Origin of the sequence: Burkholderia sp. 567 (assembly GCF_040545115.1) — a bacterium.
Classification (GTDB): Bacteria; Pseudomonadota; Gammaproteobacteria; order Burkholderiales; family Burkholderiaceae; genus Burkholderia; species Burkholderia ambifaria.
The window spans coordinates 169,828-192,474 of record NZ_JBEPLG010000003.1 but is presented as its reverse complement, the minus strand read 5'-3'; the positions used below and the strand labels follow the sequence as shown (position 1 = coordinate 192,474).

The 22,647-nt window shown below is 64.6% G+C and carries 28 protein-coding genes; 13 read left to right on the top strand and 15 right to left on the bottom strand.

All coding sequences use genetic code 11. The features are described from left to right. Positions 1-123 precede the first annotated feature (123 nt). The 4 genes from ABIC50_RS11440 to ABIC50_RS11425 form a co-directional block, all read right to left on the bottom strand. Positions 124-1,365 (bottom strand): citrate synthase family protein, encoded by a 1,242-nt coding sequence (locus tag ABIC50_RS11440; protein WP_354163877.1) that lies wholly within the window; start codon positions 1,363-1,365, stop codon positions 124-126. A gap of 60 nt (positions 1,366-1,425) precedes the next feature. Then, positions 1,426-1,818 carry a VOC family protein gene (locus ABIC50_RS11435; RefSeq protein WP_354164468.1) on the bottom strand — a complete coding sequence of 131 codons (393 nt, stop codon included), beginning with the start codon at positions 1,816-1,818 and terminating at the stop codon, positions 1,426-1,428. Positions 1,819-1,878: 60 nt separating this feature from the next. Beyond that, a complete protein-coding gene (locus tag ABIC50_RS11430) occupies positions 1,879-3,165 on the bottom strand; it encodes an MFS transporter (protein WP_105831551.1) in 1,287 nt (428 codons plus the stop codon). 96 nt (positions 3,166-3,261) lie between these two features. Further along, on the bottom strand, positions 3,262-4,020 hold the full coding sequence (locus ABIC50_RS11425) for an SDR family oxidoreductase (protein ID WP_354163875.1): 759 nt from the start codon (positions 4,018-4,020) through the stop codon (positions 3,262-3,264). 314 nt (positions 4,021-4,334) lie between these two features. Here ABIC50_RS11425 and ABIC50_RS11420 point away from each other — a divergent pair, with 314 nt between their 5' ends. The 4 genes from ABIC50_RS11420 (at position 4,335) to ABIC50_RS11405 (ending at position 10,128) form a co-directional block, all read left to right on the top strand. After that, entirely contained in the window at positions 4,335-5,297 is a 963-nt protein-coding gene (locus ABIC50_RS11420) for a 2-hydroxyacid dehydrogenase (protein ID WP_354163873.1), read from the top strand. Positions 5,298-5,913: 616 nt separating this feature from the next. Further along, complete coding sequence (locus tag ABIC50_RS11415; RefSeq protein WP_354163871.1) at positions 5,914-8,034, top strand: polysaccharide deacetylase family protein; 2,121 nt, start codon at positions 5,914-5,916, stop codon at positions 8,032-8,034. A 34-nt stretch (positions 8,035-8,068) separates the two neighbouring features. After that, positions 8,069-9,301, top strand: coding sequence for a S53 family peptidase (locus ABIC50_RS11410; protein WP_354163869.1), 1,233 nt, complete (start codon positions 8,069-8,071; stop codon positions 9,299-9,301). 527 nt (positions 9,302-9,828) lie between these two features. Further along, positions 9,829-10,128: an H-NS histone family protein gene (locus tag ABIC50_RS11405; RefSeq protein WP_011661253.1), complete on the top strand. Its 300-nt coding sequence runs from the start codon at positions 9,829-9,831 to the stop codon at positions 10,126-10,128. 28 nt (positions 10,129-10,156) lie between these two features. On the opposite strand, the gene ABIC50_RS11400 is transcribed toward ABIC50_RS11405, so the two are convergent. From ABIC50_RS11400 to pdxR, 4 genes are all read right to left on the bottom strand, one after another. Further along, positions 10,157-10,600, bottom strand: coding sequence for a hypothetical protein (locus ABIC50_RS11400; protein WP_354163867.1), 444 nt, complete (start codon positions 10,598-10,600; stop codon positions 10,157-10,159). Positions 10,601-10,648: 48 nt separating this feature from the next. Next, positions 10,649-11,104 (bottom strand): carboxymuconolactone decarboxylase family protein, encoded by a 456-nt coding sequence (locus ABIC50_RS11395; RefSeq protein ID WP_354163865.1) that lies wholly within the window; start codon positions 11,102-11,104, stop codon positions 10,649-10,651. 25 nt (positions 11,105-11,129) lie between these two features. Continuing rightward, positions 11,130-11,546 carry a cupin domain-containing protein gene (locus ABIC50_RS11390; RefSeq protein WP_175743144.1) on the bottom strand — a complete coding sequence of 139 codons (417 nt, stop codon included), beginning with the start codon at positions 11,544-11,546 and terminating at the stop codon, positions 11,130-11,132. A gap of 119 nt (positions 11,547-11,665) precedes the next feature. After that, positions 11,666-13,078 carry a MocR-like pyridoxine biosynthesis transcription factor PdxR gene (gene pdxR, locus ABIC50_RS11385; protein WP_354163863.1) on the bottom strand — a complete coding sequence of 471 codons (1,413 nt, stop codon included), beginning with the start codon at positions 13,076-13,078 and terminating at the stop codon, positions 11,666-11,668. Between the two features lie 146 nt (positions 13,079-13,224). Between pdxR and ABIC50_RS11380 the strand changes: the two genes are divergently transcribed. The 4 genes from ABIC50_RS11380 (at position 13,225) to ABIC50_RS11365 (ending at position 15,716) form a co-directional block, all read left to right on the top strand. Beyond that, positions 13,225-13,881 (top strand): HD domain-containing protein, encoded by a 657-nt coding sequence (locus ABIC50_RS11380; protein WP_354163861.1) that lies wholly within the window; start codon positions 13,225-13,227, stop codon positions 13,879-13,881. 312 nt (positions 13,882-14,193) lie between these two features. Next, on the top strand, positions 14,194-14,634 hold the full coding sequence (locus tag ABIC50_RS11375) for an Hsp20/alpha crystallin family protein (protein WP_006751146.1): 441 nt from the start codon (positions 14,194-14,196) through the stop codon (positions 14,632-14,634). A 15-nt stretch (positions 14,635-14,649) separates the two neighbouring features. Continuing rightward, positions 14,650-15,057, top strand: a complete 408-nt coding sequence (locus ABIC50_RS11370; RefSeq protein WP_105787986.1) for an Hsp20/alpha crystallin family protein — start codon at positions 14,650-14,652, stop codon at positions 15,055-15,057. Between the two features lie 95 nt (positions 15,058-15,152). Beyond that, a complete protein-coding gene (locus tag ABIC50_RS11365) occupies positions 15,153-15,716 on the top strand; it encodes an Hsp20/alpha crystallin family protein (protein WP_354164465.1) in 564 nt (187 codons plus the stop codon). 36 nt (positions 15,717-15,752) lie between these two features. Here the strand turns inward: ABIC50_RS11365 and ABIC50_RS11360 are convergent, their stop codons facing one another. From ABIC50_RS11360 to ABIC50_RS11345, 4 genes are all read right to left on the bottom strand, one after another. After that, a complete protein-coding gene (locus ABIC50_RS11360; RefSeq protein WP_011661262.1) occupies positions 15,753-16,007 on the bottom strand; it encodes a hypothetical protein in 255 nt (84 codons plus the stop codon). 105 nt (positions 16,008-16,112) lie between these two features. Further along, a complete protein-coding gene (gene groL / locus ABIC50_RS11355) occupies positions 16,113-17,735 on the bottom strand; it encodes a chaperonin GroEL (RefSeq protein WP_126224667.1) in 1,623 nt (540 codons plus the stop codon). 77 nt (positions 17,736-17,812) lie between these two features. Next, positions 17,813-18,130 (bottom strand): co-chaperone GroES, encoded by a 318-nt coding sequence (locus ABIC50_RS11350; protein WP_006759515.1) that lies wholly within the window; start codon positions 18,128-18,130, stop codon positions 17,813-17,815. A 171-nt stretch (positions 18,131-18,301) separates the two neighbouring features. After that, positions 18,302-18,940: a diguanylate cyclase gene (locus ABIC50_RS11345; protein ID WP_354164463.1), complete on the bottom strand. Its 639-nt coding sequence runs from the start codon at positions 18,938-18,940 to the stop codon at positions 18,302-18,304. 198 nt (positions 18,941-19,138) lie between these two features. Between ABIC50_RS11345 and ABIC50_RS11340 the strand changes: the two genes are divergently transcribed. The 5 genes from ABIC50_RS11340 to ABIC50_RS11320 all read left to right on the top strand — a co-directional run bounded on the left by ABIC50_RS11340 (position 19,139) and on the right by ABIC50_RS11320 (position 21,035). After that, positions 19,139-19,345, top strand: a complete 207-nt coding sequence (locus ABIC50_RS11340) for a hypothetical protein (RefSeq protein WP_354163859.1) — start codon at positions 19,139-19,141, stop codon at positions 19,343-19,345. Between the two features lie 217 nt (positions 19,346-19,562). Further along, positions 19,563-19,799: a hypothetical protein gene (locus ABIC50_RS11335; RefSeq protein WP_354163858.1), complete on the top strand. Its 237-nt coding sequence runs from the start codon at positions 19,563-19,565 to the stop codon at positions 19,797-19,799. A 145-nt stretch (positions 19,800-19,944) separates the two neighbouring features. Continuing rightward, complete coding sequence (locus tag ABIC50_RS11330) at positions 19,945-20,187, top strand: hypothetical protein (RefSeq protein ID WP_175679394.1); 243 nt, start codon at positions 19,945-19,947, stop codon at positions 20,185-20,187. A gap of 214 nt (positions 20,188-20,401) precedes the next feature. Continuing rightward, the gene (locus ABIC50_RS11325; RefSeq protein ID WP_011661267.1) at positions 20,402-20,641 is read left to right on the top strand and encodes a hypothetical protein; all 240 of its coding nucleotides are present in this window, start codon (positions 20,402-20,404) and stop codon (positions 20,639-20,641) included. 178 nt (positions 20,642-20,819) lie between these two features. Continuing rightward, positions 20,820-21,035, top strand: coding sequence for a hypothetical protein (locus tag ABIC50_RS11320; protein ID WP_354164460.1), 216 nt, complete (start codon positions 20,820-20,822; stop codon positions 21,033-21,035). Between the two features lie 49 nt (positions 21,036-21,084). Here ABIC50_RS11320 and ABIC50_RS11315 read toward each other — a convergent pair whose 3' ends face one another. From ABIC50_RS11315 to ABIC50_RS11305, 3 genes are all read right to left on the bottom strand, one after another. Then, positions 21,085-21,396 (bottom strand): hypothetical protein, encoded by a 312-nt coding sequence (locus tag ABIC50_RS11315; RefSeq protein WP_354163856.1) that lies wholly within the window; start codon positions 21,394-21,396, stop codon positions 21,085-21,087. A 69-nt stretch (positions 21,397-21,465) separates the two neighbouring features. Further along, the gene (locus tag ABIC50_RS11310) at positions 21,466-21,702 is read right to left on the bottom strand and encodes a hypothetical protein (protein WP_011661270.1); all 237 of its coding nucleotides are present in this window, start codon (positions 21,700-21,702) and stop codon (positions 21,466-21,468) included. A 560-nt stretch (positions 21,703-22,262) separates the two neighbouring features. Next, positions 22,263-22,577: a helicase gene (locus ABIC50_RS11305; protein WP_354163854.1), complete on the bottom strand. Its 315-nt coding sequence runs from the start codon at positions 22,575-22,577 to the stop codon at positions 22,263-22,265. Positions 22,578-22,647: the final 70 nt, after the last annotated feature.

The following is a 22,647-nucleotide window of genomic DNA, read 5'->3' as shown; positions in this document are numbered from 1 at the left end:
GTTCAACGCACCGTCGGGCGCCTGCACTTCATGCGCCGACGCGCCGGGAGGCTTCGATCGCAACCGTGACGAATCGAAAAGGCCGCATCGATGCTTCGCGGTCCTTCTCCATCGCAGCCGCGTTCAATCCACAATCTTGAACACCCGGTTCTTCTCGATCACGCCGGCTTTCGGCAGTTTGCCGTCGTCCTCGGCCTCGGGGCGCAGATGCCGTTCGTCGAGCGTCGGCCCCGTATAGCGGCTGCGCGGCCGAATCACCTTGCCCACGCGCAGCTGTTCGATGCAGTGGGCCAGCAGCCCGACGCTGCGTGCGATCGAGAACAGCCCGAACGCCGCGTCGCGCGGCAACCGAAGCTGTACCGACAGCATCGCGAGCGCGACATCGATGGTCGGCCGCTGGCCGGTGAGCGTCGTCACCTTGTCGATGAAGTGCGCGAGTTCCGTCGGCGGATCGAGCCGCGCGAGCAACGCGGCCGCGCGCGGGTCGCCGTCGGGGTACAGATGATGACCGAAGCCGGGGATCGGGATCGCGGACTTCAGATGATGATCGACCACGTGCGCGGCGCCGAGCCGCTGCACATCGTCGAACACCGCGCGCACGCGGCCTGACGCATCGCCGTGCAGCGGGCCCGACAACGTCGCGAGCCCGGTCAGCAGGCAGCCCGCGAGCGACGCGCCGGTCGACGCGGTGATGCGCGCGGCGAACGCCGAACTCGTGATCTCGTGATCGGCGACGAGCACCATCGCGCGGCGCAGCAGGTCCGCGCCGCGATCGTCCAGGCCCCAGCCCGCCGCGAGCCGCTGATGGGTCCACGGCGGGCCCCCATCGTCGTGCGCGCCGAACGCGCGCGCGACGATCGCGACGAGTTGTCCGGCTTCGATGTGCAGCGTGTTGTCGAGCCGGCCGAGCGTCGAGTGGCCGTGCGCCGCCAACGTGGCAAGCAGCGTGAACGCGCACTGGCGATCACGCTCGCCGGCCGGCAATGCAACCGCGGGCGCGTCGAACGTCACGGGTGCGGTGGCTTGCCAGAGCAGTGCGGCCGTGTCCTCGAGCGTGGCGGTGTCCGACAGTTGAATGCTGTCGCGGCCGCGATACCACGCGCGGCCCTTGGAGAAGGTGGTGATGCCGCTCGGGATGCACGGCTCGGCGCCGAAGATCGTGCCGGCCGCCAGCGCCGCGCGCTTGCGGCCGACCTGTTTCTTGCGGCACAGCGCGATCACGTCTTCCGCGCGATACAGGCTCTTGCGCGGATCGTCGGGATCCTGCATCACGGCGATGCTGCCGCGGCTCGCATACGCGTAGACGGTCTGCGCCCGCACGCCGAGCCGCCGCGCGGCTTCCGTCAGGGTGATCCAGTTGTGCATGGGGAGTCGTGATGAGGATGCGGCCGGCGCCCGGCCGCCTGCGCCGACTATAGACCGGGTTCAGCCCGATGTCATCTCGGCCGGGCGCCGCTCGAGCACCTCGACGAGGATCTCGCCCGGCGCGCGCACGAAGCAGCCGCGCACGCCGGCGCGGATCCGCGTCACCGGCTGGACGATCTCGGCGCCGTGCTTGACCAAGTGGGCGTACGCGGCATCGAGATCCTCGACCAGCACGCCGAAGTGATCGATGCCTTGTGCGCGAGTGCCGTCGGGCACCGTGGCCGGTCGCGCGTCGGGCAGCGCCGTGATGAACAGGTTGATGGCGCCGATCCTCAGGTCGACGCGCCCCGGGCGCCGCACGATCTCGGCGTTCAGGCAGCGCGCGAACCACGCCGCGGTGGCCTCGGCATCAGCCGAGCAGAGTTGCAGGTGATCCCATTTGAATTCGATCATGATCGTGGGCCGGATGAGGGTTGAGCCGCCGCGGCGGCCGGTCAAGGGAGGTGAACGCGCTCAGAGCTCGATGCGCGACAGCTTGCCGAGCAGCACGGAGTACGACAGCGTGCCGACGAGGCAGATCGCACCCATCAGGTTCAGCGCCCAGAAGAAGTTGCCGGTGTGCTGGGTCACGTAGCCAATCATCAGCGGCGTGGTGACGGCCGCGATATTGGCCGCGAGGCTCGTGATGCTGCTGGTGAGCCCGACATAGCGTCTCGGCGCGATCTCGGATACGGCGGCCCATGACATCGAGCCGATCCCCTGCGCGAAGAACGCGACGGTCAGGATCGCGATCACCAGCGCGTTCGAGTGCACGAAGTTGACCAGCACGATCGACGCGCCGAGGAAGGTGCCGATCACGAGCGGCGCCTTGCGCGACGACGACATCGACACGCCGCGCCGGATGCAAAGATCGGACAGGTAGCCGGCGATCAGGATTCCCAACGTTGCGCCAATGAACGGCATCGCCTGAAAGAAGCCAACCTTGATCATCGACATGTGCCGCTCCTCGACCAGGTAGGTCATGAACCAGGTCGTGAAGAACACCAGCAGCGTGTTGTTGCAGAACTTGCCGAGACAGATCGCGAGGATCTGCCGGTAGCCGAGCAGACGCAGCGCCATGCGCCAGTCGAAGCGCTCGCGCGCGGTCACGACAGGGCGCCCTTCGGTGATGTACTGCAGCTCGGCCGCATTGACGCTGCGATGCCGCGACGGATCGCGATAGAGCCGGTACCAGACGAGGCTGAACAGGATGCCGAAGCCGCCCGTCGCGAAGAACACCGCGCGCCAGCCGAACGCCGACGAGATCCACAGCAGCAGCCCGGCGAAGAGCGGCGTGCCGATGTACTGGCCCATCACGTAGACGCTCGTCGCGAAGCCGCGCTCCTGGACCGGGAACCACATCGTCACCGCGCGGGCATTCGACGGAAAGGCCGGCGCCTCCAGCGCGCCCATCGCGAGCCGCGAGCCGAGCAGCATGTGATAGCCGTGCGCGAGCCCTTGCGTCAGCGTCGCCAGCGACCAGCCGACCAGCGACAGCGCATAGGCGACGCGCGAACCGAGCAGGTCGGCGAGCACGCCCGCCGGCACCAGCGCGATCGAGTATGCGAGGCCGAACACGGCGAACAGCTCGCCCATCTGCACGCGGGTGAGCGCGAGATCCTTCGACAGCGCCGGTGCGACGATGCCGAGCGCCGAGCGATCGACGTAGTTGAGAATGGTCGCCACCAGCAGCATCGACAGCACGCCGTAGCGCACTCGCGACCTTCTGGCGACGTCCGCGTGCGAGCCGAACTCGCGCATGACCGAAACCTGTTCTTCTGCGGTTTTCAAGGTTGTCTCCTGTCTCCTGATGGGTGGGCCGGCGCGTTGTCGTCATGCGCGCCGGCGATCGTCGGGTCAGCCGCGTCCGACGTAGGGCATCGCGCTTGCCATGATCGTCATGTTGAGAATGTTGGCTTCGAGCGGCAGGTTCGCCATCTGCACGATGGCGTCCGCGACGTGCGCGACGTCGACGCGCGGCTCCGGTGCGATGCGGCCGTCGGCCTGCTGCACGCCGCTGTTCATACGCTCGGTCAGCGACGTGGCGGCGTTGCCGATGTCGATCTGGCCGCACGCGATGTTGAACGGCCGGCCGTCGAGCGCGAGCGAGCGGGTGATGCCGAGGACGGCATGCTTGGTGGCCGTGTACGCGATCGTGTTCGGGCGCGGCGAGTGCGCCGAGATCGAACCGTTGTTGATGATGCGGCCGCCTTGCGGAGTCTGGCGCTTCATCTGGCGCCACGCGGCGCGTGCGCACAGGAACACGCCGGTCAGGTTGGTCGCGACCACGTCGTTCCAGAATTCGAGCGAGTAGTCGTCGAGCGGCACGGCGCCGGCATTGCGGCCGGCGTTGTTGAACAGCACGTCGAGGTGCCCGAACTCGCGTTCGATCCGCGCGAAGCTTGCGTCGACCGACGCCTCGTCGGCGACGTCGGTCGGAATCGCCGCGGCCAACCCGCCAGCCTGCTCGATGATTTCCTTCGTCGCGAGCAGCGGTTCGATGCGCCTGCCGAGCAATGCCACGCCGAATCCGGCTCGTGCCAGCGCGACGGCCGCTGCGTGGCCGATTCCCGTGCCGGCGCCCGTCACTGCCGCGATTTTTTTCCGTGCCTGCATTTTCACGACCTCGTCTTCCGTCCGTTGAACATGCAAAAAGCATTGCGCGGCGGCGATTCCCCAGCAATCTTGATTCTTTCAATCAATATCAAGTGCCCCGTCGCGACGGGGCGGCGTCAGGGTTTTCCTGAGTTCGCGGGCACGTCGTCCACGGGCCTGCGATGGGGGATGCGCATGATGCGCCGAAACCGGAACCCGCCGAGGAAGCCGGCAGCGCGATGCCGCGCGGACACGTTGATTGAATCAATCAATATTGACCCGCGCCGAGCGCGCTTCGTAGGCTGTGCTCCGTTTTCCGACCCAAGGACGAGACCATGCCTGACAACAATTCCCCCCGCCTGCTGGTAGCGCGACGGGTTCCCGCCGCCGTGGCCGCCCGTGCCGAAGCCGAATTCCATGCGTACGTGACGGACGCCGACATGGATGCGCCGTCCGTCGTCGAGTTCTGCAATCGCTACGCGACGCCGGCCGTGCTGATCGGCAAGAAATCGGGGCTGCAGGCCGAGCACATCGCGGCATTGCCGCCGAGCGTGAAGATCATCGCGAACGCGAGCGCCGGCTACGACCACCTGGATGTGGCCGCCGCACGCGAGCGCGGAATCGTGGTCAGCAATGCGCCCGACGCGCTGACCGACTGCACGGCCGATTTCACGATGCTGCTGATTCTCGCCGCGTGCCGGCGTGCATCGGAGTACGAGCGCATCGTGCGCGCGGGGTGGGGCAAGTCGTTCGGCATGACCGACATGCTCGGCACGCGCGTGAACGGCAAGACGCTCGGGATCGTCGGCTTTGGCCGGATCGGCCGCGCGGTCGCCCAGCGCGCACGCGGCTTCGGGATGAAGATCGTCTATACCGACAGGCGGCCGGCACCGCCCGAGGTCGAGGCGGGCGCGCGCTATTGCGCGGATCTCGATACGCTGCTGCCGCAGTGCGACATTGTCACGCTGCACGTGCCGGGCGGCGGCACGCCGTTGATGACGCGCCGCGCGTTCGGCCTGATGCGCGACGGTGCGGTGTTCGTCAACGCGGCGCGCGGGAGTCTGGTCGACGAGGATGCGCTTTACGACGCGTTGAAGTCGCAGCGGTTGTTCGGCGCGGGGCTGGACGTCTATCGGAACGAGCCCGATATCGATCCGCGTTTCGCCGCGCTCGATAGCGTGTTTCTGTCGCCGCACATGGCCAGCGCGACGATCGAGACGCGCGACCAGATGGGGTTTGCCGCGCTCGATAACGTCGCCGCGGTGCTTGACGGAAGGGCGGCGCCGAACGCGGTTTGACGGGGACCGCGAGGGGGGGGTGGAGCTCGCGGGGCGCATCCCTGCCGCTGGCATGACGCAGTGTCGGGGCTTCCGATGACCGGAGGCACCCGGCTGTCAGCACGGCGTTACACGTCAGAATCATTTTCCGTCGATGTCCTGGCCCCCCCGCCGATGTCCGGCCCATGCCGGTAGCGATCGCGCCGGGCCGCGGCGCGCGACGCGCGTCCGTGCGACGCCGCACCAACGGATCGCATCGTCCATCGCGACGCTTCCCGCCGGCTTCGTTCCATTGCGCGATCCGGTACGCCGTATCGACGCTGTAACGTTTTTGGCGCGATTTTTCCCGTGCGCGGTGCTTGGCAAGGCCGCCCGCTGTCCCGGCAGAGCGATGGCGAGACTGGCACGTTGTTAGCTTCACCGGTTGTGGTGGGAACGAGGGTCGCCGCGCATTCGTGATCGTCCGACGAATCGATGCGCATGCGCCGCCGGTGACGCGTTCGAAACGCAGCACATTCGCTCGCCGCCAGCCGATGGCGCCACACGGCCCACGCCGGCCGCACGCACGCGATGCGGAACGCGCCGGCAGCAACGTGCTGGACATCGGCAGTCATCACACCTCCGCCGGGAGAGCATAATGTTGGCCAACTCAATTCGCACCCTACGAGCCTTTCTGATCGTCTTCACCGTTTGCGTGATGACGTTCGCGCCCGGACGGGCAAACGCCCTGTCGAACCAGTTGCTGTTGCTGCTGCCGGACAACTTCACGCTGCCCGACCCGCGTGTGTCCGCGTGGCTCGATTCCGCGTCGGAGGAAGGGCTGCAGATCTCGCTCATCAGCGACACGCAATTCAAGCAGGGCGGCACGTCGCTGCAGCAGTACCAGGGGCTCATCCTCCCGGACCAGGTACATACGGTCGCCGACGATACCCTCGTGACCGCCATCCAGAACTATGCGCTCAACGGCGGGCGCGTGATGCTCGTCTATGACTTCGGCGTACTGAACGCAACCGGCTTCTATCCGCCCGGGCAATCGCGCTTCAGCTCGATGGCCGGCGTCAACTACGTGCTCTACGACACGCTCGGCGGCAGCATGATCGGCCTCGGCCCGGTGACCGGGATGGGCAGCACGTTGCGCGCGCTGCAGGTTCCGCCCGGGAAGTCCATGGCGTGGTCCGGCTCGACGACCGCCGCAACGGCATTGGCCGCAACCGCGTCGATTGCCTCGACCGGCTCGACGACGGATCAGCAGCTCTTCCTGCAGCCGAGCCCGTCGAACGCGGGCGGCCTCGCCGGTTACAACCATCAGGCGCACTTCACGTACCAGATGAATAACGGCCGCATGACCGGCGTGCCGCTGAATCTCGGGCGCGTGTGGAAGGGCGGCAAGGTCAAATCCGGATCGTATTCGCCGACCTCGACGAAGCTGTCGTCGGTGAATGGCGCGACGTCGCTCGTGACCGCGTCGCCCTCCGTGACGACGGACGTGCTCGAAGGAATTTCCGGCTACGTATACGGTTTCCTGTCCTATCCGAGCTACGTCACGCAAGGCACGTATACCGGCACGACGCTGCTGACCTCGCCGAACTTCGGTCTCGTCGCCGGCTATCAGCCGTACGGAAACGGTGGCGTGATGTTCGTCAACCTGCCGCTCGCCTATCTCGACGGACAAACCGACGGCATGCCGATCCACGGCTTCCTGCGTTACTTCACGACGAACATCGTGCCGATGCCGCATCTGTCGCTGCAGCCGCGCGCCCAGGCTGGGATGGTGCTGAACTGGCACTTCTGCGCGGCGGACCAGATCCAGCCGGCGCAGTACCTGAAGAATTACGGTGTCTGGAACAGCGGCCCGTACTCGATCGTCGTGACGGCCGGCCCGGATGACGTGATGATCGGCGACGGTCTCGGGATCAACCTGACGAACAATACGCCGGCGAAGCAGCTGATGTCGTTCCTGCTCAAGCGCGGGCACAAGATCGGCAGCCACGGCGGCTGGGCGCACGACTACTGGGGGGCGAACGCCAGCGAAACCAACGCGAGCACGTTCACGCAATATCTGGTGCTGAACCACAATGCGGTGCAGTCGGTCACCGGAAAGCCGGACGTCGAATGGGCGGCGCCGGAAGGCAACACGCCGACGTGGGTAGTGAACTGGCTCGAAGCGAACGGCTATTCGGGCTACTACTTCACCGGCCATACCGGCAATGCGCAAACGCGTGCGTATCGCAACGGTTCGCTGCTGAACCCGGGCGTCTGGGCGTTTCCGGTGATGCCGTTCGGCAAGTATGCGACGTTCGAAGAGTTCCAGCAGTTCGCGGTGCCGACGACAGACGTGCAGAACTGGTATCAGTCGCTGATGGATTTCGTCGTCGCGAACCGCACGAGCCGGCTGATCTACATGCACCCGCTGGGCGCGTCGTGGTATCCGACCGTCGTCACGACGATGCTCGGATATGCAGCATCGCTTGCGGCGACCGGCCAGTTCAAGTGGTTCACGATGGACCAGCTCACGCAGTTCGACCGGCGCCGTCTACTGGTGAACTGGACGGCGACCGATACCGGCACCGGCTGGACATTCAGCGCGACGCATCCGACGAGCCTGCAGGACATGACCTGGCTGCTGCCGAAGAGCACCTATCAGATGCCGAGCGTGCAAAGCGGCAGCGCGACGGTCGTGATCACCGATCCGAACAACTGGCTGGTCATCGCGGGCACGGGCAAGTCGCTGTCGTTCACGAGCGCGAAGGCGCATTGATGCACGTCGGCTTGCTTGCCAACCGGGAAACACCATGAAACGAGCTTCGTTCATGCGTGCGCTGCGCACGCTCGTCTCGGCGAGCGTCGCGCTCACGTTCGGTGTGTCGTTCGCGCAGCACGCGCCGCGGGCCCCGCACGCGTTCGCGCGGCCGCCGCTCCATCTGCACGGGCCCGCGAAACGGAACCCGGTCGGGCTGTCGCCGCAGCGGATCCGCAGTTTCTACGGGTTCGATCAATTGCCGGCGCGCGGCTACGGCGGCGACGATCAGGTCATCGCGATCGTCGATGCGTACGACAACCCGAACGTCGAAGCGGACCTGCGATCGTTCAGCAGCACGTTCGGCCTGCCGCCGTGCGCGTCCCCGCGCTGCTTCACGAAGATCTACGCGACCCCGGACAAGCGTCCGCCGCCACCCGACGCGTTGTGGGCGCTCGAGAGCTCGCTCGACGTGCAGTGGGCGCATGCGATCGCACCGAATGCGCGGATCGTGCTGGTCGAAGCCGCATCGAGTTCGCTCGACGACCTGATGAGCGCGATCGCGCTCGCGACGACGCCGGCTCCCGCCGGCCCCGGCGCGAAGGTCGTGTCGATCAGCTGGGGCACCCCCGAATTCCTGGCCGAAACGCAATTCGATGGACAGTTCGCCAGCGCGAACGGCGTGTCGTTCGTCGCCGGGTCCGGCGACGGCGGCAATGGGATCGACTATCCGGCCGCGTCGCCGTATGTGCTGAGCGTCGGCGGCACGTCGATCGCGACCGATGCGGGCGGCGCCTATGCGGGCGAAACGGCGTGGGCGGGCAGCGGCGGCGGACAGAGCGCCATCGAGCCGGAGCCGACGTATCAGTCGAATCTCGGGATACCGTCGGATAGCGTCGGGCTGCACGGCGTGCCCGACGTCGCCTATCACGCCGACCCGGCGTCCGGCTTCGCGGTCTACGATTCGTACGGCTATGCGGGGCAGCGCGGCTGGTTCGTCGTCGGCGGCACGAGCGCGGGCGCACCGCAATGGTCTGCGTTGATCGCGATTGCGAACAGCGTGCGCGTCGCGCGCGGCAAGACGACGTTGAACGCAGTGGGCGCGATCCACACCGTGCTGTACGGGCTCGCGTCGAGCGCCTCCGCGACGAACTTCCGCGACATTGTCAGCGGCTCGAACGGCGCGTGCGGCACGCTTTGCACCGCGACCACCGGATACGACTACGTGACCGGCCTCGGGCGCCCGATGGCCGCCAATCTGGTCCAGGCGCTGATCGCCGCACCTTGATGCGGATAGGCGCGACGAAAGCACGATCGCGCGATCGCGCGAATAAGCGGCTTCTCGGCTTGGGACAGTGACGAGGTTGGCACACTGTCCCGATACGAAATCTTGAAGTCCGCATTCCGGCAGCCGGCCCATCAGCCGGCCAGCCTCTCGCGTCGTCAATTCAAGCCGTTGCGTTGCACGCCACGGCTTGCGTCTCCAATCCGCCGCTGAATGACCTAGAACCGGTCCAATTCACGCGTCGTCATCGTAATCCGTTTCGTTGCAATCCTCGCAATCTCCGGCCGTGGACACCCCGCGACCCGATCGTTTGCGCGGCGCGAAAACGGATATTCCTATAAAACTACGACGCCGCTTCCGGTTTTCAGTTTGATTTATATAAAGACGATAGGGCATACTGCGGAAATCGATCGCTATCGATTGTCGTCAATGTCGCGAATATAATGCCGACGGTGTAGTCGACGGCCTTTCGCGACGACATAAAGGGCTGTTGAGCCACTTCCCACATTTCAAGGAATCCTTTCATATCCATGGCTACCTACCTCGAACTCAAAGCACAGGCAGAAGCGCTGGCACAGAAAGCGGAAGCAGCGCGACTCGCCGAACTGGAAAGCCTTATCGCGACGATGCGTGAGCAGATTGCCGAATATGGCATCACGCCCGACCAGCTTTTCGGGCGACGTCGTGCCGCTTCGTCGGGCGCCACCCGCGCGCCGGTCGCACCGAAGTATCGCGATCCGAAAACGGGCGCGACGTGGAGCGGGCGCGGCAAGCCGCCGCATTGGATTGCAGGCGCGAAGAACCGTGACCGGTTTTTGATCGAGCAGTGAAGGAAGTCGACGGTTGAGTCCGATGCCGTCAACGCTCCCCGATGGAAAATACCGGGCGACGTGCCGCGAGCGGACGATCTTTGCGGCCAGGGCGATGGGACACGGCGACGTATTTCCGGACGCCGAGTTGATCGTCGAGAATGGATGGGCCACCTTCACCCGGAATGCCGCTGAAGTGTGGAATTGCAGTGCGCGCTATGCCGCTGCTCACTTCGACATTCAGTCCGCCTAGGAAGCGCCGCCAATGAGCGAGCTTGTTCAGATTGCGCCGGGTGTTGTGTTCTCCTCCGATGTGCTTGGCATCGCATGGGCGCGCAAGTATCAGCCGGGCGGTGGGAATGCGGCGCGCAATGGAAACATGCCGTCCGCGGATCGCCCGGGCCCACCGGCACAGGAAAGCGAACACGACGCTCGCGCAACCGCGTCGGGCCAATTGTCGTTGTTGTAGAGAGAACGGCAGGATGACGGGCATCCTGCGACTATCGACTTTCGACTGTCGGCCTTTACATCGCGGCCAACATTACTGCTCCAGCACGGCCTGCGGCGTATTGCGGAAGCTGATCGCCATACGGTTGTAGGTGTTCATCAGGCTGACCGCAATCGTGAGGTCGACGATCTCGCGTTCATCGAATACGGCGCGCGCCGCCTCGTAGGCGTCGTCCGGTACACCGGTCGCCGCGACCAGCGTGACCGACTCGGCCCATGCCAGCGCGGCGCGCTCGCGTTCGTCGAACAGATTGCCGGCTTCCCGCCACGCCTGCACCAGCGCCAGCTTTTCAACCTTCACGCCTTTCTTCACCAGGTCGCGCGTGTGCATGTCGAGGCAGTACGCGCAGTTATTGATCTGCGACACGCGAAGGTAGACGAGGTCGACGAGAACCGGCGACAGCCCGCTCTGCATGACGTAACCATACACGCCGCCCAGGGCCTTCACGCCCGCGGGCGCAATCTGGTTGTAATCGAGACGCTTGCTCATGACGTAACTCCTTGATGAAGGGGATTTACTTGACCGGGGTGGTCAGGACCGTGTCGTTGCTGTCCGCGACGAATACCGCGAGCAATCTGGCGGGCCGCGATTCGCTCGCATTGCGGCTCACGCGATGAACGGCGCCGGGCTCCTCGAAGAAGCTTTCTCCGGCGTGATAGACGCGCTTCGGGCCGTCGTTCACCTGAGACTCGATGTCGCCCGACACGACGTACGCATAGATGAAAGCCGAGCCTGCATGCCGGTGCGCCGGTGATGCGGCGCCGGGTGCGTAGTCGACGACGACGGCGGTCAGCGACTTGCCCGGAATGTTGGGAATCGCATGCTGGAAGTTCGGCGTGACGGTTTCACCGGCGCCGTGTGCCGCGGCCGGCACCGCGCTGCACAAGGCGAGGCTGGTGCAGGCGGCAGCTGCAATGGACTGAATGTTCATGGTCGTCTGGCTCGTTGATGTTCGCCCATTGTGGTGTTGGAAGCGGACACCGGAAAGCACCAGGAATGAACATTTTCGTTGTACCAAGACGCAATGGCGGCGCCGCGCTTGCCGTGCCGTCAGTGGCCCGGGCGAACGAGCTCCAGCAGGCGCGCACAGTCGGCGGCAAGGGTTCGTTCGGTCAGGTTCGTCACGCCGAGCAGCAAACCCTGTGGCCGCGGCGTGCCCGTGTACCACGGCGAAAGCGGCACCGGAGCCAGCCCGAACGCGCGTGCCCGCAACGCGATATCGACATCCGACACCTCCGCGGGCAGCGTCGTTACCACCGCCATGCCGGCAGTCGCCTGGATCTTGATCGCGTTCGAGCCCAGTTCCTTCAGACAACTAAGCAGAGCCTCCCGGTGCGATGCGTAGAGACGTTTCATACGACGTAAATGGCGAAGATAGTGCCCGTCCTGCATGAACTCGGTGACGGCATGCTGGATGCACGCCGCCGGCGCGGGCGCGAGGCACGCCGCGATATCGCCGAAGCGACGCGTCATGTGCGGCGGCACCACGAGAAAGCCAAGACGCAGCGCCGGGCTGATCGTCTTGCTGAAACTGCCGACGTGCAGAACCCGTCCCTCCTGATCGATCGACGCAAGCGCGGGCGCTGCCCGGCCGCTCAGTTGCAGCTCGCTCAGATAGTCGTCTTCGATGATCCACGCATCGTTTTCTCGGGCCCAGGCGAGCAGTGCAATCCGCCGAGGGAGCGACATCGTCATCCCGAGCGGTGCCTGCTGGCCGGGCGTGACCACGGCAAGCGCCGCTTCCTTCGCCTGCCGGATGCCTCCCTCCACATCGAGGCCGTCGGCGTCCACCGGCACGGCCGTCACGGTCATGCCAGCCAGCCCGAGCGCGGTACGCGTGAGCGGAAAGCCGGGGTCTTCGATCCATGCTTGCCGGCCTTCGATTCCGAGCCCGCGAATCGCGAGGCTCAGTGCGCCTGAGAAACCGGCCGTGACGAACACCTGCGACGGACTGCAACGAAGACCGCGGGCGACACCCAGATAGGCGGCGATTTCCCGGCGCAAGTCCGGTTCGCCGCGCGGATCGGGGTAGCCGACCGGTGCCGCGGATGCCCGGCGCGCCGCACGCGCCAGGATGCGCGACCACAGCTTGAACGGAAACGCGTCCTGTGACGGCACGCCCATTTGAAACGCGCGAGGCGTCGCGCCGAACGCGTCGAACAGATCCGGCAGGGGCGGCGCTTCCGGCGACCAGCCGGCCGCGATCGGCACGGCGGGACGCTCTGCTACCCGCGTGCCGGCCGCGCCGAGGCCGATCGCGAATTGCTCGTCGATCAGACGCTCGTAAGCGGCGCGTACGGTGCCCCGCGATACGCCGAGCTGGGCGGCCAGATCCGACCAGGAAGGCAGCCGCGCGCCCGAAGCAAGCTTGCCGGACTCGATCGCGTCGCGGATCGCGCTGTAGATCTGCGCGGACAGCGACGTGCGTCTGGAGTGATCCAGGCCAATGGAAAGCGTCGTCATGTGTCGATGGTGCATTCGAATGTGTCGATCTTGGGACTGTTGCATGCCCCGAGAGAAGCGTAGCTTTTCTCCGTGGGCGCAGCCAATCGGTCCCGGCCCGAATCCTACGCGATGGGCACGCGAGCCACACGAAATCCAGCGAACAGATGAAGGAAGATACCGTGCAGACGAATGGATCGATCAACGCCGTGATCCCGGACAGCCAACTGGCCCGCGAGGTCACGCAACTCATTCGGGATACCGAGGGCGATTTGCTGTTCAACCACTCGACTCGCGTCTACCTGTGGGGTGCGCTGCTCGGCGCACGAAACAACATCGCGTTCGATCGCGAGTTGCTCTACGTTGCGGCCATGTTTCATGACATCGGGTTGACGTCGATCTATCACGAAAGCCAGCTTCGCTTCGAAGTGGACGGCGCCAATGCGGCGCGCGATTTCCTGCGAAGCCATCGGATCAGCGAGGCAGACATCGAGAGGGTGTGGACAGCGGTGGCGCTCCACACGACGCCGGGCATTCCGGAGCACATGCATGGAGAAATCGCGCTGGTACAAGCCGGAGCGGGAATGGACGTGGCAGGGCGCGGCTTCGAGCAGTTCACCGACGAACAACGCGCCGCGGTGGTCGACGCCTATCCGCGCGGCGCCGACTTTGCCCACAAGATGATCGATGCGTTCTACGACGGGATGAAGCATCGCCCGGGCACGACGTTCGGCACCTTCAACGATGACTTCCTCGCGCACAAGGATCCGGGATTCGTCCGAGTCGATCTGTGCAGCGTCATGTTGAATTCGAGCTGGGGCTGAGGTTTCTTCGCTTTGCGTGCGGACTCATCGGTGCGACCGAATGCCCGCTGAGATCTGGCCCGGATAATGGTCGGAAGAAAGGGTGCCGGCCCGACGCGCACAGGCGCCGACGCAGAAATCCGGACGCAAAAAACGGCCCACCATCCCCTTGAAATTTTCCGCAGAATACCTATCTTAAGTTTCGCTCAGGCAGACGCGCGGGCCGCTTCACTCCGCGCGCTGCGTGTTTCGATTTGTTTGCCAGCAAGGTGGCAGGCGAACTGGAGCGCGTAGGCCCGTTCGCCTCCATGCTGCATCGAGGAGGATGTGATCATGAGCGATCTCTACTTCGGAACCGACCTCTTCAGCGAGTTCGACCGCCTGCAGCAGCAGATGGCGCAACTCTTCGGCGGTTTCCCGTCCAGCATCCGCGCGAGCCGTTTCGGCACGTTCCCGCAGGTCAATATCGGCGCGACAGACGATTCGATCGAGATCGTCGCATTCGCGCCCGGCGTCGAGGCCGGCGCGTTCGACGTGTCGATCGACAAGGGGCTCTTGACCATCAGCGGCGAGCGCAAATCGTCCCAGCCCGACACGGACAGCGAGCGGCGCACGTATGCGCAGGAGCGCTTTAGCGGGATGTTCCGGCGCGTCATCGAGCTGCCCGAAACCGCCGACCCCGACAAGGTTCAGGCGCGCTACGAAAACGGCTGTCTATCGATCAGCATCGGCAAGCGCGAATCGTCCAAGCCGCGCGCCATCACCGTCCAGTAATACGAGGAGCCGATCATGAAAGACACTACCCAACTGGCCGAACGGGATTCGTCTGCCGTCGCCCGTCGCGGCACCGAACAGCCGGTGCGTCGCGTGACACTCGTGCCGGCCGTCGACGTCTACGAGGACAGCCAGGGCGTCACGCTGTGGGCCGATTTGCCCGGCGTCACGAAGGACAAGCTCGACGTCAAGGTTCACGACAGCAGCCTGCTGATCGAGGCCGAGGCAATGGTGCCGACGCCGCAAAACCTGCGGGTGCAGCATGCCGAGATCCGTGAGCCGCATTTCGCGCGCACGTTCACGCTGTCGGCCGACTTCGACACGTCCAGGATCGAGGCGAGCCTCCAGGATGGCGTGCTGAAACTGACGATCCCGCGCCGCGACGAAGCGCGTCCACGACGCATCGAAATCAAGACGAGCTGATGCGTCGGCTGCCGCGGTGCAGCACGGGGTGCCTCGCTCGGTACCCGCTGCGCTGCCCGCGGCTCAAACCAGTTGAAGCTGAATCGGAGCACGCCATGAACACCGATCCGAAAAAATGGAACCCCTTCAAGTTTCTTCGCGGCGCTGCCCGCAAGTCTGATGCGCAAGGCCCGGAAAACGCGTCGGCCAGCGAGCAATGGCGCGCGTCGTGGCCAGACATTTCGCGCCTGTTCTCGCGCGAATCATGGGGTGCGATGGAGGACTTCTTTCATGACCCGTTTGCCGGCCGCGGCGCGCTCGAGCGCTGGTTCGGCGACTTCAGTTCATCGCGTTTCCAGCCGCGCATCGACGTCGTCGACGAAGGGCCGGTGCTGCGCGTGACCGCCGAACTGCCCGGCATGGAGCGCGACGATCTGAAGGTGAGCGTCGAGGATGGGGCAATCGTGCTGCGCGGCGAGAAAAAGCAGGATGTGCACAGTGAGGAAAACGGCTGCTACCGGCTGGAGCGCGCGCATGGAAGCTTCACGCGCACGATTCCGATGCCGGAAAACGCCGACCCCGAGCACACGTTGGCAAAGTTCGACAACGGCGTCCTCACGTTGACCGTGCCGAAATCGGAGCCGGCCAAGTTCGCGAGCCGCACGATCGATATCGGCTGATGTAACGCACCGCGCGTCGGAACCGACGCGCCCGGTTCACTCGTCCGCCATCAGATGACGAATCACGAGTGCCGGATCAGCGATATCCAGAATCAGTCGGCGCAGGATGCGCCGGCGCATGTGTTCCTCGTCGAGTATCCAGGGCGCGCCCTTCTCGCTGAGATAACGGGTGATCGCGTCCTGGTGATCGGCGTTGGCGGGCAGGTTCAAGCGGACCGCCAGCAGTCCAGCCACGACGTCGTCGATATCGACGTCCAGCGGTTTCGAATCGATGTTCAGCTTCAGTTTCATTGCCGCTCCACCACAAAAAGCGGCGCCGCATGACGGGAACGACTTGCGGCGCCGAACGCATTGCGCCGGCCGCGACTGTCAGCCGGCGCGTGCAAGACCCGCAGGTCAGTACTCGAGCTCCGGCGCGGGCGCCTGCGCAGGCTTTTCGTCCTTCGGCGCATCGGCAACCGTTGCATCCGTCGTCAGAATCAGCCCGGCAATCGATGCGGCGTTCTGCAGTGCCGTACGCGTGACCTTGGTCGGATCGACCACGCCGGCCTCGACCAGATCGCCATACTCGCCGGTGGCCGCGTTATAGCCGAAGTTGCCCTTGCCTTCGAGCACCTTCGCGATGACGACCGAAGGCTCGTCCCCGGCATTCGACGCGATCACGCGCAGCGGTGCCTCGAGCGCGCGCAGCACGATCTGGATGCCGGCGTCCTGATCGCTGTTGGCGCCTTTCAGGCTCGTCGCCGTCGAACGCGCGCGCAGGAGCGCCACGCCACCACCCGGCACGATACCTTCCTCGACCGCCGCGCGCGTGGCGTGCAGCGCATCGTCGACGCGGTCCTTTTTCTCCTTCATCTCGACTTCGGTGGCAGCGCCCACCTTGATCACGGCCACGCCGCCGGCGAGCTTCGCCACGCGTTCCTGCAGCTTCTCGCGATCGTAGTCGCTCGTGGTTTCCTCGATCTGCGTACGGATCGACTTCACACGCGCCTCGATGCGCTCCTGGTCGCCCGCGCCGTCGATGATGATCGTGTCTTCCTTGCGGACTTCGACGCGTTTCGCACTGCCAAGATCTTCGAGCGACGCCTTCTGCAGTTGCTTGCCGGTTTCTTCGGAGATGACGGTCGCGCCGGTGAGGATCGCGATGTCCTCCAGCATGGCCTTGCGCCGGTCGCCGAAACCGGGCGCCTTGACGGCCGCGACCTTCAGGATGCCCCGCATCGCGTTGACCACGAGCGTGGCCAGCGCTTCCCCGTCGATGTCTTCCGCGACGATCAGCAGCGGCTTGCCGGCCTTCGAGGTGGCCTCGAGAACCGGCAGCAGATCGCGGATGTTCGAGATCTTTTTGTCGTGCAACAGGATCAGCGCGTCGTCCAGATACGCCGCTTGCTTCTCCGGATCGTTGATGAAGTACGGGCTGACGTAGCCGCGGTCGAACTGCATCCCTTCGACCACATCCAGCTCGTTCTCGAGCGACTTGCCGTCCTCGACCGTGATGACGCCTTCCTTGCCGACCTTTTCCATCGCGTCGGCGATGATCTTGCCGATCGCCTCGTCGGCGTTCGCCGAGATCGACCCCACCTGCGCGATCTCGCGGTTCGTGGAAATCGGCTTCGACAGTTTGCGCAGCTCGTCGAGCACGGCGGCCACGGCCTTGTCGATGCCGCGCTTGAGGTCCATCGGATTCATGCCGGCGGCCACGTGCTTCATACCTTCCTGCACGATCGCCTGCGCGAGCACGGTGGCCGTGGTCGTGCCGTCGCCGGCCACATCGGCCGTCTTCGATGCGACCTGCTTGACGATCTGCGCGCCCATGTTTTCGAAGCGGTCCTTCAGCTCGATTTCCTTCGCGACCGACACGCCATCCTTCGTGATGGTGGGCGCGCCGAAGCTGCGCTCGATCACCACGTTGCGGCCTTTCGGCCCGAGCGTCACTTTCACCGCATCGGCGAGCACGTTCACGCCCTTGACGATGCGGGCGCGGGCGCTGTCATGGAATTTGACGTCTTTTGCACTCATGTTGTTGCTCCGGATAGTAGTCGTTGACTCAACGCGGCGCGAACGGCCCGTCGGGCGTTCGCGACCGGATCAGGATCTCAGGCGGCCTTGCGGGACGCGCCGGTATCGGACTCGAGGACACCCATCACGTCTTCCTCACGCATGACGAGGAGTTCGTCGCCATCGACCTTGACGGTCTGGCCTGCGTATTTGCCGAAGAGAACCTGGTCACCGACTTTCACCTGGAGCGCGCGCAGCGTTCCATCCTGCAGCAGCCGGCCGCTGCCGACCGCGACGACTTCACCCTGCTCGGGCTTTTCCGCGGCCGAGTCGGGAATCACGATGCCCGAGGCCGTCGTCCGCTGCGTCTCGATTCGCTTGACGATTACCCGGTCGTAGAGGGGACGAATCTGCATTCTCATCTCCTGAGCGATTGAAGGTTCACGAAAAAGGAATCCGGTTGCCGGGCGTCCTCACACGTAAGAGTCGCCGCCGGGCAGCCGCACCACTGTCTGGCGGATAGCGAAATAGAGGCGCCCATCGCGCCCTTCAAGAGGCGTCAAAACGCCTCTTTGTAACAAATTGTTTCAGCGTGGCAGCGGGATGCGGCGGACCGTACCGAGGCGGTAAACCGTGCGGCCGCGCCCATTCGCGCGACGCGGCTCAGGCGGCACGGGGCAGGGCGGCTCGCGTCCGCCGTCGGCGTCGAGCGTGTCGTCCGGCTCGTCGAGCGTGCGCCACACGCCGCCCGTGACGGGCCGGAACAGCCAGCGCACGTAGCCCCGGCGCGCGGCAAGCTGCATCAGCTCGTCGCGATCGGTTTCGTCAACGAGAAGCTGCGAGGGGTCGGCCGCGTGCTCGCCATAGTCGCCGAACGCCTGACGGCACGCGAGCGCTTCGGCAGCGCTCGCGCCAATCACGTTGCAGCCGCGCCGCTCGACGCGCTCCACGTCCCATGCGCCGGATTGCCACGCGGCATCGAGCAGCATGGCCTCCACGTGCTCGAAGCTATGCCAGGGTGCATCGATCTGGAAAGCCGAGCCCGGAACCGGCCGTGGCGGAATCTCGACGCCGGGGAGCGCGAGCGGTGTCGCGCGCCGGAATCCATGCCAGTGGAGTATCGCGAAGAGCGGAGTATTGACCTCGGCGGCCGCCGTGACCGTGACGGCAAAGAGCGGCATGCGCACGCTGTCCATCTGTTCCCGAAGCATATCGAAAAGGACCATGAAGCCTCCCGGATGACATGTTGCAGGGCCTCTTGAAATTTCCGTTGCTTGCGCTATTTTATGCATCGCTCAGGCAGTCGCGATAAGCGCTGCGTGTTTCGATTTGTTTGTCGGCGGCGCTTTTCCACGGACGGGCGAACTGGAGCGCGTGGTCCGGTTCGTTCTTCGTGAGAGGCCTCCGGTTTCAAGGAGCCAGTCATGAGCGATCTTTTCTTCAGCACAAATCTGCTGGGCGAATTCGACCGCCTGCACCGGCAGATGGCCAGCGTCCTGGCTGGCTTTCCCGCGCGCCTGCGCGCGATGCGCTACGAACTCTTTTCTCCACATCGGCCGCACCGACGACAGCGTCGAGATCACCGCGATCGCTGGCGGCGCTCGACCGGCAGCGACCGATGGACCGCTTGACCAGGGGCGCTGACGATCAGCGACGTGTGCAAGCCGCCAACGTACGCGACACGCACCCTCGGCGCCGGCTGTCTCGACGACACCGGCTCGCCGGCGCGCTTCGTCGCGCGAGTGCGCGGCGGCGCATGGCGGCGGCGCCGTTCCATACGGCCTGCACCACGCGTCGCTTTTCTGCACCGTGCCCCTGCATTGGGACGATGTCTTATGGGAGACCAAAATGCTCAGCCCGCACGAATTTGCGACCTTGATGCTGGTTCGCCAGGCGCCGGACCAGATCGACATGAATCGCGCCGAGCTCGATGCCCTATTGGAGCGCCAACTGGTGATGCTCGAACATTGCGCCGCAGGCGCACGCCGCGCCTACCTGACCGAGAAGGGCAAAACGTTCCTCGATGCGCTGCACCCGAGCGGCACACCACGCCGCAGCCGGCAGACTACTGACAACGGCGGATGATGAAGCAGGGAGGCGGCTACTGGACGCGCTGCGTGATTGACTGCGCGATCTCAACGACAAGCTTTTCGTCGCGCGTCGGGCTTGCGGCAGCGACAGCCCACATCGTATGGCCCGCGCTCAGGCGATGCACTGCAGGAGGTGTCGTATGCAAACGGACAACGTCATCGAGTATCACGGCTGCGAGGTCCGGCCGGTGGTAACCGCCACCGGCGGTGGCCGCTACGCGGCATCGGCCATCGTCACCGACCGTGCCGGCGAAACACGCACGCTCGGCGTCGATGGGGACTTCGCCGATGCGCAGGCGGCGCGCAATGAAGCGCTGGAGCTTGCCGTCGCATGGATCCAGCAGCGCTCGGTCGTGTCGGAGCGGTATGTCAGACGGACCTAGCGTGCCGGTTGGAAACGGGGCTCGTGAGACGTTCCATGCATGAACGTCCGCACGAACCACGATATCGAGCCGATGCAGCCGTGCATATAAGCCGAATGTGCTCACAGGGTACGAATCGCCGATGAAACGACCGGAAAGGAGGGGTTTATAGGCGAATACGACTGGATGTTGACGAGCATACTTGAGATCCCAATGACTCGAACCGGGCTCGTCCATGGTGACCCTGAATATGCAAGCGATTGCGTGCGGCAAGACGATTCACGTTGTGCTGATGGCTGATGCCGGGAGTGCCAACGTTTTCGTGATGGACAACGAGAACGGCTCCCGTCAATCGCAGAGCATGAAGGTTCGCCAGTACCTCGACGCGGGCATGACCGACGCGAGTGTTGCCCGCCATGTGATCAGTGTTGTCGTGGCCGCGATCGAACGTCGTGGTCACCGATGGGCGCACTGAACTTCTGCTTGCTCGTAGAGGTTGATTAACCGGTACGAGGCTCGCGTTCGCGTTGACGGTCAGCTACGTGTTCCCGTTCATGCCGCGATACGGTTCAATGCTCAAGGTCCGACGCGCGTTCATGCGCGGCTTCTGCCGCAGCACGGCTCGCGTGCAACCGGCCACGGAGGGGTGGCAAATGCTCATCAATTCGACGCGGTTCCGAATCGATCCGACGCCGCGCAGGGCTGACGGAGAATTCATCGCGCACGCGAGAATCATCACGATTCTGGAGGACGGCGACGAGAGAGAAGTGCACGTCAGCGGCGACCTGGCCGGCTTCGATGTGCGTGACGATGCAGTTGCGTATGCAACGAAGTGGGTGGAGGAATGGCTGGCCGCTCAATTTGGCTGAACTTGAGGAACGGTAACGCCGCTGCTTCGGCCATCGCGGCGCGCTACATTCACGGCCGCTTCATCTCCTCGCTTTCCATCACTGCCTGTCGCGCTTCGCTTGCGGAAACGGATTCCATCGCTTCGTCGACCGACGCCAATGCATACTCGCAAGCCAATTTCGTTTCTTCGATATCGGCCTCAGGCTCTTCGTCGTCGTTCGGAGGCGGATCGAGCATGTCCCGAAGCATCGTCGCCAACTCCGGCGTGTCCCATGGTTCGCCTTTTTGACTTTTCCGCTTGATGTAGTGACGAATTTCCGCGTCTTGTTCGACTGTGAGCGGCAGGTGCCGAAACGTGCTGTTCGGGTTGGCGTCAATCATGATGTTGCTCCCGGGTCATACGGAGTGGATGCCGCGACTGTCGCTGGACCGCACGCGCGCGGCAAACTTCTATTTGCGGAAGCTCGCATCCTGAATTCGCTGGAGGCGAGCAAAAAGCTCATCCATCTGGAGTTCGAGCACCTTGTTGCGCTCGAATCGCAAGCGGAGCTTGTTGAGCTTGACTCGCCAGTACGCGGGATCATTGACGGACGATCGGTTGACGAACGCATGTTGCGTCTTTTCAAGTAATCCGATCGATCGCCTGATATTCGCCAGCTCGTGCTCCACATCGCAGTACCAGCTCATGATTGCCACCTTCCTTTTTGGATTTGAAATTTTTGTTCGCTGAGCGGCGAAAACTCGTCACGAACTCGTGGCGCTCGTGGCGACGAACCGTGAGGATGAGCCCGTTCTTACCGGATCGCCAACGCGTGGCGGGGTGACGCGAAAGGGGCAACGACACGTGCGAGAGAGGGGCGGGGGCGGGGTGAGCAGTCAAGCCGCTTACGTGCACTCGGGCAAATTCATCATACGCGCATCCAACCTCGCGTGCGGGGCATATTTTTGCCGCGATGAAGCGGCGTTCGGAGGGAAATTGGGCTGGGCGGGTATCGAGACGAGGCGGGACGTGTTTGAGTGGAATCGGAGTGCGTGACTGTCGGCGGGTTTGTGTCGATCATTGCGATCGTGGTGGCAGTTGTCGCGACGGTGTGCGCGGCTGGTGCGCTGCGATTGCGATCCGGGGCCGGCGCGACATCGGCATCCGCAAGGCGCTGCGTTCAATGCGTGAGCGACGCACAAGCTCGAATTCGAAGTGCTGCACGAATGAGCACAACGCTCCCGTCGACTTCCGTTCAGACCGCCTTTTACGCGTCTTTCAGCCAGGGCATTTCCACGGGTGACACGACCAGTTGCCGGAAATCGCGTTTCAGATCGAAGATGAACCCGACCAGGATCATGGAGTCGGCGTAAGGAATCGGAAAGACATGCGGATTTTCCGGAGTACGCAGCGGGCGCTCGGGTGTGTCCGCTGTCGCCGCGGCGTTCTCGCGAACGCTTTCCAGTTCGTCGGCCATGGCCGGGCCACTGACTTTCAGCACACGGCTACGCAGGTCGCTAAAGGGCTCGATGCGCGCGGCGTCTTCGTGGTATTCGGGCACTTCGTAAATGAACCAGGACATTGTCGTCTCCCATGAGAAGGGGCGCTATTCTAACGCTGCGCGAGGATCCGCCGAAAATCGGCCACGTCGT

Bases quoted from the DNA above. Each gene is read 5' to 3' on its own strand.
- ABIC50_RS11440 (WP_354163877.1), bottom strand. From the start codon at position 1,365: ATGCACAACTGGATCACCCTGACGGAAGCCGCGCGGCGGCTCGGCGTG.
- ABIC50_RS11435 (WP_354164468.1), bottom strand. From the start codon at position 1,818: ATGATCGAATTCAAATGGGATCACCTGCAACTCTGCTCGGCTGATGCC.
- ABIC50_RS11430 (WP_105831551.1), bottom strand. From the start codon at position 3,165: ATGCGCGAGTTCGGCTCGCACGCGGACGTCGCCAGAAGGTCGCGAGTG.
- ABIC50_RS11425 (WP_354163875.1), bottom strand. From the start codon at position 4,020: ATGCAGGCACGGAAAAAAATCGCGGCAGTGACGGGCGCCGGCACGGGA.
- ABIC50_RS11420 (WP_354163873.1), top strand. From the start codon at position 4,335: ATGCCTGACAACAATTCCCCCCGCCTGCTGGTAGCGCGACGGGTTCCC.
- ABIC50_RS11415 (WP_354163871.1), top strand. From the start codon at position 5,914: ATGTTGGCCAACTCAATTCGCACCCTACGAGCCTTTCTGATCGTCTTC.
- ABIC50_RS11410 (WP_354163869.1), top strand. From the start codon at position 8,069: ATGAAACGAGCTTCGTTCATGCGTGCGCTGCGCACGCTCGTCTCGGCG.
- ABIC50_RS11405 (WP_011661253.1), top strand. From the start codon at position 9,829: ATGGCTACCTACCTCGAACTCAAAGCACAGGCAGAAGCGCTGGCACAG.
- ABIC50_RS11400 (WP_354163867.1), bottom strand. From the start codon at position 10,600: ATGCCCGTCATCCTGCCGTTCTCTCTACAACAACGACAATTGGCCCGA.
- ABIC50_RS11395 (WP_354163865.1), bottom strand. From the start codon at position 11,104: ATGAGCAAGCGTCTCGATTACAACCAGATTGCGCCCGCGGGCGTGAAG.
- ABIC50_RS11390 (WP_175743144.1), bottom strand. From the start codon at position 11,546: ATGAACATTCAGTCCATTGCAGCTGCCGCCTGCACCAGCCTCGCCTTG.
- pdxR (WP_354163863.1), bottom strand. From the start codon at position 13,078: ATGACGACGCTTTCCATTGGCCTGGATCACTCCAGACGCACGTCGCTG.
- ABIC50_RS11380 (WP_354163861.1), top strand. From the start codon at position 13,225: ATGAAGGAAGATACCGTGCAGACGAATGGATCGATCAACGCCGTGATC.
- ABIC50_RS11375 (WP_006751146.1), top strand. From the start codon at position 14,194: ATGAGCGATCTCTACTTCGGAACCGACCTCTTCAGCGAGTTCGACCGC.
- ABIC50_RS11370 (WP_105787986.1), top strand. From the start codon at position 14,650: ATGAAAGACACTACCCAACTGGCCGAACGGGATTCGTCTGCCGTCGCC.
- ABIC50_RS11365 (WP_354164465.1), top strand. From the start codon at position 15,153: ATGAACACCGATCCGAAAAAATGGAACCCCTTCAAGTTTCTTCGCGGC.
- ABIC50_RS11360 (WP_011661262.1), bottom strand. From the start codon at position 16,007: ATGAAACTGAAGCTGAACATCGATTCGAAACCGCTGGACGTCGATATC.
- groL (WP_126224667.1), bottom strand. From the start codon at position 17,735: ATGAGTGCAAAAGACGTCAAATTCCATGACAGCGCCCGCGCCCGCATC.
- ABIC50_RS11350 (WP_006759515.1), bottom strand. From the start codon at position 18,130: ATGCAGATTCGTCCCCTCTACGACCGGGTAATCGTCAAGCGAATCGAG.
- ABIC50_RS11345 (WP_354164463.1), bottom strand. From the start codon at position 18,940: ATGGTCCTTTTCGATATGCTTCGGGAACAGATGGACAGCGTGCGCATG.
- ABIC50_RS11340 (WP_354163859.1), top strand. From the start codon at position 19,139: ATGAGCGATCTTTTCTTCAGCACAAATCTGCTGGGCGAATTCGACCGC.
- ABIC50_RS11335 (WP_354163858.1), top strand. From the start codon at position 19,563: ATGCTCAGCCCGCACGAATTTGCGACCTTGATGCTGGTTCGCCAGGCG.
- ABIC50_RS11330 (WP_175679394.1), top strand. From the start codon at position 19,945: ATGCAAACGGACAACGTCATCGAGTATCACGGCTGCGAGGTCCGGCCG.
- ABIC50_RS11325 (WP_011661267.1), top strand. From the start codon at position 20,402: ATGGTGACCCTGAATATGCAAGCGATTGCGTGCGGCAAGACGATTCAC.
- ABIC50_RS11320 (WP_354164460.1), top strand. From the start codon at position 20,820: ATGCTCATCAATTCGACGCGGTTCCGAATCGATCCGACGCCGCGCAGG.
- ABIC50_RS11315 (WP_354163856.1), bottom strand. From the start codon at position 21,396: ATGATTGACGCCAACCCGAACAGCACGTTTCGGCACCTGCCGCTCACA.
- ABIC50_RS11310 (WP_011661270.1), bottom strand. From the start codon at position 21,702: ATGAGCTGGTACTGCGATGTGGAGCACGAGCTGGCGAATATCAGGCGA.
- ABIC50_RS11305 (WP_354163854.1), bottom strand. From the start codon at position 22,577: ATGTCCTGGTTCATTTACGAAGTGCCCGAATACCACGAAGACGCCGCG.